General features: G+C 68.9%; 11 protein-coding genes, 2 rRNA genes and 1 riboswitch. Of the genes, 12 read left to right on the top strand and 1 reads right to left on the bottom strand.

Going from position 1 to position 11070, the window contains the following annotated elements; all coding sequences use genetic code 11:
• The 12 genes from ACFWVP_RS12100 to ACFWVP_RS12045 all read left to right on the top strand — a co-directional run.
• Positions 1 to 73: ribosomal RNA gene (locus tag ACFWVP_RS12100) — 23S ribosomal RNA — on the top strand; the annotation flags it as partial.
• Between the two features lie 79 nt (positions 74 to 152).
• Positions 153 to 269, top strand: a 5S ribosomal RNA gene (rrf, locus tag ACFWVP_RS12095).
• Between the two features lie 147 nt (positions 270 to 416).
• Positions 417 to 1019 carry a CDP-alcohol phosphatidyltransferase family protein gene (locus ACFWVP_RS12090; protein WP_384495865.1) on the top strand — a complete coding sequence of 201 codons (603 nt, stop codon included), beginning with the start codon at positions 417 to 419 and terminating at the stop codon, positions 1017 to 1019.
• A 120-nt stretch (positions 1020 to 1139) separates the two neighbouring features.
• Complete coding sequence (locus tag ACFWVP_RS12085; RefSeq protein WP_384495864.1) at positions 1140 to 3635, top strand: sugar phosphate nucleotidyltransferase; 2496 nt, start codon at positions 1140 to 1142, stop codon at positions 3633 to 3635.
• A gap of 100 nt (positions 3636 to 3735) precedes the next feature.
• Positions 3736 to 4656, top strand: coding sequence for a DUF881 domain-containing protein (locus ACFWVP_RS12080; RefSeq protein ID WP_384495862.1), 921 nt, complete (start codon positions 3736 to 3738; stop codon positions 4654 to 4656).
• Positions 4653 to 4985 (top strand): small basic family protein, encoded by a 333-nt coding sequence (locus tag ACFWVP_RS12075; protein ID WP_003970459.1) that lies wholly within the window; start codon positions 4653 to 4655, stop codon positions 4983 to 4985. Before ACFWVP_RS12080 ends, ACFWVP_RS12075 begins: the two co-directional genes overlap by 4 nt.
• A 5-nt stretch (positions 4986 to 4990) precedes the next feature.
• Positions 4991 to 5797 carry a DUF881 domain-containing protein gene (locus tag ACFWVP_RS12070; protein ID WP_384495860.1) on the top strand — a complete coding sequence of 269 codons (807 nt, stop codon included), beginning with the start codon at positions 4991 to 4993 and terminating at the stop codon, positions 5795 to 5797.
• Positions 5798 to 5987: 190 nt separating this feature from the next.
• Positions 5988 to 6779: an FHA domain-containing protein gene (locus ACFWVP_RS12065; protein WP_384495858.1), complete on the top strand. Its 792-nt coding sequence runs from the start codon at positions 5988 to 5990 to the stop codon at positions 6777 to 6779.
• A 42-nt stretch (positions 6780 to 6821) separates the two neighbouring features.
• Entirely contained in the window at positions 6822 to 7565 is a 744-nt protein-coding gene (locus ACFWVP_RS12060) for a MerR family transcriptional regulator (RefSeq protein ID WP_384495856.1), read from the top strand.
• 53 nt (positions 7566 to 7618) lie between these two features.
• Entirely contained in the window at positions 7619 to 8092 is a 474-nt protein-coding gene (locus ACFWVP_RS12055; protein ID WP_006123076.1) for a bifunctional nuclease family protein, read from the top strand.
• A 169-nt stretch (positions 8093 to 8261) separates the two neighbouring features.
• Positions 8262 to 8879, top strand: a complete 618-nt coding sequence (locus ACFWVP_RS12050) for a MerR family transcriptional regulator (RefSeq protein WP_384495854.1) — start codon at positions 8262 to 8264, stop codon at positions 8877 to 8879.
• Positions 8880 to 8953: 74 nt separating this feature from the next.
• Positions 8954 to 10447, top strand: coding sequence for a DNA polymerase IV (locus ACFWVP_RS12045; RefSeq protein WP_384495852.1), 1494 nt, complete (start codon positions 8954 to 8956; stop codon positions 10445 to 10447).
• Here the strand turns inward: ACFWVP_RS12045 and ACFWVP_RS12040 are convergent.
• The gene (locus tag ACFWVP_RS12040; RefSeq protein ID WP_384495851.1) at positions 10366 to 10740 is read right to left on the bottom strand and encodes a PRC-barrel domain-containing protein; all 375 of its coding nucleotides are present in this window, start codon (positions 10738 to 10740) and stop codon (positions 10366 to 10368) included. The genes ACFWVP_RS12045 and ACFWVP_RS12040 overlap by 82 nt on opposite strands.
• A gap of 134 nt (positions 10741 to 10874) precedes the next feature.
• Positions 10875 to 10971, top strand: a riboswitch (glycine riboswitch).
• Positions 10972 to 11070: the final 99 nt, after the last annotated feature.

Below are 11070 nucleotides of genomic sequence, written 5' to 3'. Positions count from 1 at the left end.
GTTGATAGGCCAGATGTGGAAGCCCGGTAACGGGTGGAGCTGACTGGTACTAATAGGCCGAGGGCTTGTCCTCAGTTGCTCGCGTCCACTGTGTTAGTTCTGAAATAACGAACGGCTGTGTTTATATCCGGTGTTGGTTAATTTCATAGTGTTTCGGTGGTCATTGCGTTAGGGAAACGCCCGGTTACATTCCGAACCCGGAAGCTAAGCCTTTCAGCGCCGATGGTACTGCAGGGGGGACCCTGTGGGAGAGTAGGACGCCGCCGAACAATTATTCCGGGAAAGCCCCGTGCCCTTGTGGCACGGGGCTTTTCTGCGTTCACGACCCGTCCTCCTTACCCCTGTGCACCGGCCGTCGGCAGCTGAGGGTAGGGTCAGGGGGCATCATTGGCACGTTCTTCACAGGAGGCCCCCGGGTGGAGGTCCAGGAGACTCGGGTTCAGACGGACCGAGTGCTCACCATCCCCAACATCCTCAGCATGGCTCGCCTCGTCGGCGTACCGCTCTTCCTGTGGCTGATCCTCCGCCCCGTGTTCGGCGGGCCCAACAGTGACGGCTGGGCGTTGCTGGTCCTGATGCTGAGCGGTGTCAGTGACTATCTCGACGGCAAGCTCGCCCGCCGATGGAATCAGATCAGCAGTCTCGGACGGCTCCTGGACCCGGCCGCCGACCGCCTCTACATCCTGTCCACCCTGGTCGGCCTCACCTGGCGGGAGATCCTCCCGCTCTGGCTGACCGCGGCGCTTCTCGCCCGAGAGCTGATGCTCCTCGTCATGGTGGGAATCCTGCGCCGGCACGGCTATCCACCACCCCAGGTAAACTTCCTCGGCAAAGCAGCCACGTTCAACCTGATGTACGCCTTCCCCTTGTTGCTGCTCAGCGACGGTAGTGGTTGGCTGGCAACGACGGGCGCCATTTTCGGATGGGCGTTCGCCGGGTGGGGTACAACCCTCTATTGGTGGGCAGGGATCCTTTACGTGGTCCAAGTCCGCCGACTCGTCAAGGCGGATGAAAAGTAGCCGATCAGCTCGTTGGCGCGTGACGTGCAGAGTCGCACGCCCGCAACGAATGCTCTGGTGTTTTGCCCCGACGGGCGAAGTCGGCTAGACCGTCGTCTGTTCAAGGAGGACGTTTCCGACATGAAGGCCGTCGTGATGGCAGGCGGTGAAGGCACCCGCCTTCGCCCCATGACCTCAAGCATGCCCAAGCCGCTCCTGCCCGTGGCCAATCGGCCGATCATGGAGCACGTGCTGCGGCTGCTCAAACGGCATGGGCTCAACGAGACCGTTGTGACCGTCCAGTTCCTCGCCTCGCTCGTCAAGAACTACTTCGGTGACGGCGAAGAACTCGGTATGGAGCTCACCTATGCCAACGAGGAGAAGCCACTCGGTACCGCGGGGAGCGTGAAGAACGCCGAAGAGGCCCTGAAGGACGACACCTTCCTGGTCATTTCCGGCGACGCGCTCACCGACTTCGACCTCACCGACCTCATCGCCTTCCACAAGGAGAAGGGCGCGCTCGTCACCGTATGCCTGACGAGGGTTCCGAACCCGCTGGAATTCGGCATCACGATCGTCGACGAAGAGGGCCAGGTCGAGCGCTTCCTGGAGAAGCCGACCTGGGGACAGGTCTTCTCGGACACGGTGAACACGGGCATCTACGTCATGGAGCCCGAGGTCTTCGACTACGTCCAGGCCGACACCTCCGTGGACTGGTCAGGTGATGTGTTCCCGCAGCTCATGAAGGAGGGCAAGCCCATCTTCGGCTATATCGCCGAGGGCTACTGGGAGGACGTGGGCACCCACGAAAGCTACGTCAAGGCCCAGGCCGACGTGCTGGAACGCAAGGTGGACGTCGAGCTCGACGGTTTCGAGATCTCTCCCGGCGTATGGGTGGCGGAAGGCGCGGACGTCCACCCCGACGCCGTGCTCCGCGGTCCCCTGTACATCGGCGACTACGCCAAGATCGAAGCCGGCGCCGAGATTCGCGAGCACACGGTCGTGGGATCGAACGTCGTCGTGAAATCCGGTGCGTTCCTGCACCGGGCCGTCGTCCACGACAACGTGTACATCGGCGACCACAGCAATCTTCGCGGCTGCGTGATCGGCAAGAACACCGACATCATGCGCGCGGCCCGCATCGAGGACGGCGCCGTCATCGGCGACGAGTGCCTGGTCGGTGAGGAATCGATCATCCAGGGCAATGTCCGGGTCTACCCGTTCAAGACGATCGAGGCCGGCGCGTTCGTCAACACCTCGGTGATCTGGGAGTCGCGTGGGCAGGCCCACCTGTTCGGTGCACGTGGTGTCTCCGGGATCCTGAACGTCGAGATCACCCCGGAACTCGCGGTCCGGCTCGCGGGCGCGTACGCGACGACGCTGAAGAAGGGCGCGACGGTCACCACGGCCCGTGACCACTCCCGCGGCGCGCGCGCTCTGAAGAGGGCGGTCATCTCGGCGCTGCAGGCCAGCGCCATCGATGTCCGGGACCTGGAGAACGTACCGCTGCCCGTGGCCCGCCAGCAGACCGCACGGGGCAGCGCCGGCGGCATCATGATCCGGACGTCCCCCGGGGTGCCGGACTCCGTCGACATCATGTTCTTCGACGAGCGGGGAGCCGACCTCTCCCAGGCCCGCCAGCGCAAGCTGGACCGCGTCTACGCCCGCCAGGAGTACCGCAGGGCCTTCCCCGGAGAGATCGGGGACCTGCACTTCCCGTCGAGCGTCTACGACTCCTACACGGGATCGCTCCTGCGCAACGTCGACACGGCGGGCATCGCCGACGCCGGCCTCAAGGTCGTCGTGGACGCGTCCAACGGCAGTGCGGGGCTCGTCCTGCCCAGCCTGCTCGGACGCCTCGGCGTGGACGCGCTGACCATCAACCCGGGGCTCGACGAGTCGCGGCCCACCGAAACCGCGGAGACGCGGCGCGCCGGACTGGTGCGGCTCGGGGAGATCGTGTCGTCCGCACGGGCGGCCTTCGGGGTGCGGTTCGACCCCGTCGGCGAGCGGCTCTCCCTGGTCGACGAGCGGGGCCGCATCATCGAGGACGACCGGGCCCTGCTGGTCATGCTGGACCTGATCGCGGCCGAGCGCCGCAGCGGGCGGGTGGCCCTCCCGGTGACGACCACACGCGTCGCCGAACAGGTGGCCGCCTATCACGGCACGCAGGTGGAGTGGACGACCACCTCCCCGGACGACCTGACACGGGTGGGCCGGGAGGACACCACCATCTTCGGTGGTGACGGACGCGGCGGATTCATCATCCCCGAGTTCAGCAGCGTCTTCGACGGCGCGGCGGCCTTCGTCCGCCTCATCGGGCTGGTCGCCAGGACACAGCTCACGCTCAGCCAGATCGACGCCCGCATCCCGCGGGCCCACGTCCTGCGCCGCGACCTCGCGACGCCGTGGGCCGTCAAGGGGCTCGTCATGCGGCGCGTCGTCGAGGCGGCCGGAGAGCGCAGCGTGGACACCACCGACGGTGTCCGGGTGGTCGAGACCGACGGACGCTGGGTGATGGTGCTGCCCGACCGCGCGGAGGCCGTGACCCATCTGTGGGCCGAAGGCCCCGACGACGCCTCCGCCCAGGCACTGCTCGACGAATGGGCGGCGATCGTCGACAGCGCGGGCGACTGACCGACCCCCGACGATGGCCCGGAAGCCGCTACGCTGCGGCTTCCGGGCCACCGGTGGGGCCATTCGGTGGCAGCCGCCATGACGTGCGACGATGTGCGGCATGTCGCAGCCGCCCCCCGATCGGAGTAGCGCACCGCCGCCTCCCCGCCCCGACGCGTCCATGTCGCTGCTGACCACGGTGATGGAGCACAGCCTGGACGAGGGTTACGCCGAGGCTTCGGCACGCCGCGAGGCCGACGGCAGCGCAGGCATGCCCCGTACGCTCAAGGCGAAGCTGGGGCTCGCGGCGGGCCTGGTGCTGGCCGCTCTCGTGGTGACCCTCGGTGCCGCCGAGGCCCAGGTCGCGGCTCCCGTGGTGGCCAAGGAGCGCGAGGAACTCATCGACCGCGTCAACGCGGAGACCAGTGCGGCCGACACGCTCCAGGCGGACGTCGACGAACTGCGCAAGGACGTCGGCGAGCGGCAGCGCAAGGCACTTGAGGAGCACGGCGGCGACCAGGGCGGCCTCGTCGCACTGCTGTCCGGAGCGACCCCCGTCGAGGGGCCCGGAATCAAGCTCGTCATCGACGACGCCAAGGACACCGACCAGGGCGGTGGCGGACCGCGCGAGTCGACCGGCTTCGCCGACACCGGACGGGTACGGGACCGCGACATGCAGCGGGTGGTCAACGGCCTGTGGCAGTCCGGCGCCGAGGCTGTCGCGATCAACGGGCAGCGGCTGACGGCGCTTTCGGCGATCCGCGCCGCGGGCGACGCCATACTGGTCGACAACAGGCCGCTCGTGCCGCCGTACACCGTGCTCGCGGTGGGGGACGGGAAGAAGCTCGCGGACGCGTTCCGTGACAGTGCGGACGGGCTGTATCTGCAGGCGCTGCACGAGAGCTTCGACATCCGCACCAGCATCTCCGAGCAGGAGAAGGTACGTCTGCCGGCCGCGCCGAGCCTGATCGTACGAACAGCAGAGCCTCAGGCCGCAGACACGGGCAGTGGTGCGGCAGACACAGGGAAGGGCACATCGTGATCGCCGTACTGGGCCTCGTCGTCGGAGTCGTGGTCGGACTGTTGGTCCGGCCCGAAGTGCCGGCGGTGGTCGAGCCCTACCTGCCGATCGCCGTCGTCGCCGCGCTCGACGCCGTCTTCGGTGGTCTGCGGGCCATGCTCGACGGGATCTTCGTGGACAAGGTCTTCGTGGTGTCGTTCCTCTCGAACGTCGTGGTGGCCGCACTGATCGTCTTCCTCGGCGACAAACTGGGCGTCGGAGCCCAGCTCTCCACGGGTGTGGTGGTCGTCCTCGGAATCCGTATCTTCTCCAACGCCGCGGCAATCCGCCGGCACGTCTTCCGGGCTTGAGGCCGATGACCAACGAACAGAATCCGCCCGGCGGCGCACTGCCCCCCGAGGCCCCCGAGCCCGCACCGGCCCCGGCCGCCGCGCCCGAGGAGATGTCGGGACGCCGACGGCTGATGGCCGGCCTCTGGCCGCCCAGGGTGAGCAGGGCCCAACTCGTCGTCGCCCTCCTCCTGTTCGTCCTGGGACTCGGTCTGGCCATCCAGGTCAGGTCGAACAGCGACAACAGCGCACTGCGCGGCGCCCGCCAGGAGGACCTGGTGCGCATCCTGGACGAGCTCGACAACCGCACCCAGCGCCTCGAGGACGAGAAGCAGCGTCTGGACGCCCAGCGCACGGAGCTGGAGAACAGCTCCGACCAGGCGGAGGAGGCGCGCAAGCAGACCTTGGAGAAGGAACGGCAGCTCGGTATCCTCGCGGGCACGGTCGCGGCCCACGGTCCCGGCATCACCCTGACCATCAGCGACCCGACGGGCGCCGTCGAGGCGGACATGCTCCTGGACACCATCCAGGAACTGCGTGCGGCCGGAGCCGAGGCCATCGAGGTCGACGGGGTGCGTGTGGTGGCCGATACGTACTTCTCCGGTGACGCGGGCGACCTCCGGGTCGACGGGCGAAAGATCGAGGCCCCGTACGAGTTCGAGGTCATCGGCAAGCCGCAGGACCTCGAACCGGCTCTGAACATCCCCGGCGGAGTGGTGCAGACGCTGGAGAAGGAGCAGGCCACGGCGCAGGTGACACGCTCCGAGGACATCGTCGTGGATGCCTTGCGACCGGCGGAGCAGCCTGACTACGCTCGGTCGTCACCGCAGTGAGGGCACGGCCGGCGGGGCCGGAGGGACACGAGGACGAGGTTGCGGGGGGTCGGCGCATCGGATCGGTGGCGCGTGGTGGAAACTGTCGAGTGGATACGGACGTTGTGAGGATGTCCGGGTCGGCAGGTGTGTTCATTCAGGGTTCGTCCTGCCCCACGGGCGGGTCTATTTCGGTCAAGGGGAAACGCCCGTGAAGTTGTTTGCGAAGTTGTTCGGAAAGAGTGCCCGCGAGGACAGCAACAGTGCTGCCCGTCACCGCGCTCCGCGTCAGGGTCAGGGTGCCGAGGAGCAGGGCTCGGAGCGCCCGCTCTTCCGCGATGAAGTGCCGGGGGACGGTGCCGGCGGGTCCGGCGCGTCGTCTGTTGACCCTGGTGGTGCCGGACGCATAGGTTTCGGGGCACCATCGACCTCAAGTACGGGTGGAGGGTTTCCCCCCGCCCCGGAGGGCTCGTCCATGCCGGTTTGTACGAGGTGCGGGCACCGCAACGCCGAGACCAGCCGTTTCTGCTCCAACTGCGGCGCGCCGCTGCGGGGTGGAGTGCCCGAGCGCGCCGCGGAGACGACCTCGACCATCTCGATCTCCGGCATCGAGGCGTACGAGGCCGAGGTGACCGGTCAGACGGCCGCCCCCTCGCTCTCCCCGGAGGCCCAGGCCGCCGTGGACGCCCTGCCGGCGGGTTCCGCGCTCCTCGTGGTGCGCCGCGGCCCGAACTCGGGCAGCCGCTTCCTGCTGGACGGCGACCTGACCACGGCCGGCCGTCACCCGCAGAGCGACATCTTCCTCGACGACGTGACCGTGTCGCGGCGTCATGTGGAGTTCCACAGGAACGTGGACGGTAGTTTCACCGTGGGTGACGTCGGCAGCCTCAACGGCACCTATGTGAACCGTGAGCGCATCGATTCCGTCGCGCTGTCCAACGGCGACGAAGTCCAGATCGGGAAGTACCGGCTGGTCTTCTACGCGAGCCAGCGAGGCGTGTGACCCTCCCCGGACGCGGTCCGGGGGGGACCCTCAGGAAGGTCCATGCTGCGAACACCGACAGGCGGTGCCGGACACGGCACCGCCGCCGCGGACGAGCGAGCCATGAGCATCGGCACGGTGCTCCTGCGGCTGCGCGACGAGTTTCCCGAAGTCACCATCTCCAAGATCCGCTTCCTGGAGGCCGAGGGGCTCATCGAGCCGCAGCGGACCGCCTCCGGATACCGGAAGTTCGGTGCCGCCGACGTGGAGCGGCTGGCCCAGGTCCTGCGTATGCAGCGGGACCACTACCTGCCGCTCAAGGTCATTCGCGAGCACCTCGACGCCCTGGCGCGCGGGGGGCGGGCCGCGCTGCCGTCCGGCGGCGGCCAGGGCGAGCCGGCGGACGGCCGCTGGGACCCGGACCCCGGGAGGGCCACCGCCGCCCGTATCGGCCGCTCCGAGCTTCTCGCCGCCGCGGAGGTGTCCGAGGAGCAGCTCGACGAGTGGGAGTCGTACGGGCTGATCGTCCCCACGCCCGGGGGCAGCTACGAGGCCGAGGCGGTCACCGTGGCACGGCTTGTGGCGGATCTGGGGCGATTCGGTCTGGAGCCTCGGCATCTGCGTGCGGTGAAAGCGGCTGCCGAACGGGAGGCCGGGCTGGTCGAGCAGGTTGTCGCACCCCTGCGCCTGCACCGGAATCCGCAGACCAGGGCCCATGCGGAGGCCACCGCGAGGGAGCTCGCGGAGCTCTCCGTCCGGCTCCACGCCGCGCTCGTCCAGACCGCTCTGAAGGTCCGCTTCCACTGACCGCGGAGGAGCCCGACTATCCAAACATGGCGGGCACGTCCTAGGGTTGCTGTGTGAACGAGCTCGACGTTGTGGGTGTCCGGGTGGAAATGCCCTCCAACCAACCGATCGTGCTCCTGCGTGAAGTGGGAGGCGACCGGTACCTCCCTATTTGGATCGGCCCTGGGGAAGCGACCGCGATCGCCTTCGCCCAGCAGGGCATGGCTCCGGCCAGGCCGCTGACCCATGATCTCTTCAAGGATGTGCTCGAGGCCGTGGGCCAGGAGCTCACGGAGGTCCGCATCACGGACCTCCGCGAAGGGGTCTTCTACGCGGAGCTGGTCTTCGCCAGCGGGGTCGAGGTGAGCGCGCGGCCGTCCGACGCCATAGCGCTCGCCCTGCGCACCGGTACGCCGATCTACGGCAGTGACGGGGTGCTCGACGACGCCGGAATCGCCATCCCGGACGAGCAGGAGGACGAGGTGGAGAAGTTCCGCGAGTTCCTCGACCAGATCTCGCCGGAGGACTTCGGTACGAACAGCCAGTGACCGTCCCACAGGGGCCTCTGTCAGCGCATCCGAGAAGCCGTTCCCCGGAATCGGTCACGGGAAACCACCCTCAGGGTGATTATCACTCGGCGTGCCGAGTGTGGCGATCGTTGACGCACCCCTGGTGACTGCCTACCTTCGAGTGGGCAGGTCAAGGACGGAGGTCGGCGTGAGAAGCAGCGGCGACGGTACGGCTGCGGGTGGGCCGTACCGGCAGCACGGCAGTGCGGCCGACCACACCATCAGACAGCCGGTTCAGCCGGCGATGATGGCAGCGGACGGTGTGGCAGTGGCAGGTGACATCGGCTATCGGGGGCCGACAGCATGCGCAGCGGCCGGGATCACTTACCGGCAGCTCGACTACTGGGCGCGGACGGGGCTCGTGGAGCCGAGTGTGCGCCCGGCCTACGGGTCCGGGACACAGCGTCTCTACAGTTTCCGGGACGTGGTACTCCTCAAGATCGTCAAGCGGTTCCTGGACACGGGTGTCGCTCTGCAGAACATCCGCACCACGGTCCAGCACCTGAGGGCCCGGGGATTCACGGATCTCGAGCGGATGACCCTCATGAGCGACGGGGCGACGGTCTACGAGTGCTCCTCGCCCGACGAGGTCGTGAAACTGCTCCAGGGGGGCCAGGGGGTCTTCGGGATCGCCGTGGGTGTCGTCTGGCGGGACGTGGACGCCGCGTTGTCCCAGCTGCACGGCGAGCGCGTCGACACCGGCGAGACGCTGGTCGGCAACAATCCCACCGACGAGCTGGCCCGGAGGCGCAACCGCGCGGGCTGAGCCACCGGGACCGCCCCGCGCCGCGCGTGCGCCGGGCAGTCCCGTTGTCAGTGGCGTAGGGCAGCATCGGTGGCGTGAGAGCCGCACCCACCATCCTGCATCTGGACATGGATGCCTTCTACGCCTCCGCGGAGCAGGCGTCGAAGCCCAGCCTGCGCGGCAAACCGGTCGTCGTGGGCGGTCTGGGCATGCGCGGTGTGGTCGCCACCGCCTCCTACGAGGCCCGGCGGCTCGGTGTCCACTCCGCGATGCCGATGGCGCAGGCCAGGCGGCTGGCGCCCAACGCGGCCTATCTGGTGCCCCGCTTCTCGCTCTACCGCACGGTGAGCGACCAGGTGATGGAGCTGCTCGGGCGGCTGTCCCCGCTCGTCGAGCCTCTCAGCCTGGACGAGGCCTTCGTCGATCTGGAGGCGGGCGGGGTCGCCGACGACTCCGGGTCGGCCCGCAGGGTCGGTGAGCAGTTGCGGACGGTCATCAGGGGAGTCACCGGACTCAGCGCTTCCGTGGGTCTGGCGGGCTCCAAGATGCTGGCGAAGATCGCTTCCGAGGAGGCGAAACCGAACGGGCTGCTGCTGATCGAGCCGGGTACCGAGCGTGAACTGCTGGCCCCCATGTCCGTACGGACCCTCCCGGGGGTGGGGCCGGCCACCGGTGACCACCTCCGGCGCGCGGGCATGACCGTGGTCCACGACCTGGCGGAGGCGGGCGAGGCGGAGCTCGTGCGACTGCTGGGCAAGGCACACGGCGTCGGGCTCTACCGCATGGCGCTGGGGTACGACGACCGCCCGGTCGTCGCGGAGCGGGACGCGAAGTCCGTGTCGGTCGAGGACACCTTCGATGTGGACCTGCACGACAGGGTGCGCGTCCGGACGGAGGTGGAGCGGCTGGCCGACCGGTGCGTCCAACGGCTCAGGGGCGCCGGACGGTCCGGCCGGACCGTCGTGCTCAAGGTCCGCCGCTACGACTTCTCGACGCTGACCAGGTCCGAGACCCTCCGCGGCCCCACGGACGACCCCACGGTCGTCAGGGAGGCCGCGGCCCGGCTCCTGGAGGCCGTCGACACCACGGGTGGCGTACGGCTGCTGGGAGTGGGAGTCACGGGGCTCGCCGACTTCACGCAGGAGGATCTCTTCGCGCAGGCCGCAGACGCCCGGCAGGCCGCGCACGAGCAGCAGGCCGCGCAGGAGCAGGGGGCCGAGGAGCAGGGGGCCGCGGGCGCCACCGTGCCGGACGGGCGGGCCTCCGCGGCGGAGGGGGACACCGAGGGCGGGAGCGCCGTGCCGCTGTCCGCCCGGCGCTGGCAGGCCGGGCACGACGTACGGCACGAGGTCCACGGCCACGGCTGGGTGCAGGGCAGCGGGGTCGGCCGTGTCACCGTGCGGTTCGAGGAGCCGGGGATGCCGCCCGGCCGGGTGCGCACGTTCCGTATCGACGATCCGGAGCTCCGGCCCGCCGACCCGCTGCCCCTGGTGCGGAACCCGGTGGACTACTCCTCGTGGCCGGCCAGCCTGCCGAAGTCCCTGTCCGGGCCGGTGGTTCCGCCGGAGGGGGCCGAGTCCAGCCCGTAGTGGCGGTAGAGCTGGAGCTCCTGCTCGGGGGACAGATGGCGGCCCACACCGAAGTCGGGCGCGTCCTTGATCAGGGCGCGGTCGAAGGGGATCACCAGTGTGCCGTCGACGAATTCGCTCGGTTCCAGCGGGACGAACGCGTCCCGGGTGAAGAGCCCGGTCCGTACGGCGGCCCACTCGGGTACACCGGTGGCATCGTCGAGATAGACCTCGTCCACCGTTCCGATCTTGGCGCCCTTGCGGTCGAAGGCCTTCCGGCCGATCAGGCTGCGCGGATCGATGTCGGTCTGCACGGTGCCTCCCACTGGTCGCAACTGCATCAGGGTGGTCGCAACTGCTCCACAGGCACTACGAAAGGCCAGATCCGGGGCTTCGGCCACTCGAGACGGCCGGTGCCGGGCCCGCTGGTAGTCTGGAACACGGCTGCCGACCCCGCGCGGGAGAGTCCTCCGGAGCAGTTCCGGAGGCGCCGAAGGAGCAACTCCTCCCCGGAATCTCTCAGGCCCCCGTACCGCGCGGACGAGGTCACTCTGGAAAGCAGGGCGGGATCCGTGCGGCACGTGCCGCGACGGACCCCCGTCCTCACCGACGGTGAAAGCCGGTGCGCCCCCGGGCCGTGCCGG

Origin of the sequence: Streptomyces sp. NPDC058637, assembly GCF_042717325.1 — a bacterium.
Lineage (GTDB): Bacteria > Actinomycetota > Actinomycetes > Streptomycetales > Streptomycetaceae > Streptomyces.
Note: the sequence above shows the minus strand (reverse complement) of the source record. Positions and strands in the feature narration are given on the sequence as shown.

Excerpts from the sequence above, each read along its gene's own strand:
- ACFWVP_RS12085 (WP_384495864.1), top strand. The coding sequence starts at position 1,140 with ATGAAGGCCGTCGTGATGGCAGGCGGTGAAGGCACCCGCCTTCGCCCC.
- ACFWVP_RS12080 (WP_384495862.1), top strand. The coding sequence starts at position 3,736 with ATGTCGCAGCCGCCCCCCGATCGGAGTAGCGCACCGCCGCCTCCCCGC.
- ACFWVP_RS12070 (WP_384495860.1), top strand. The coding sequence starts at position 4,991 with ATGACCAACGAACAGAATCCGCCCGGCGGCGCACTGCCCCCCGAGGCC.
- ACFWVP_RS12060 (WP_384495856.1), top strand. The coding sequence starts at position 6,822 with ATGCTGCGAACACCGACAGGCGGTGCCGGACACGGCACCGCCGCCGCG.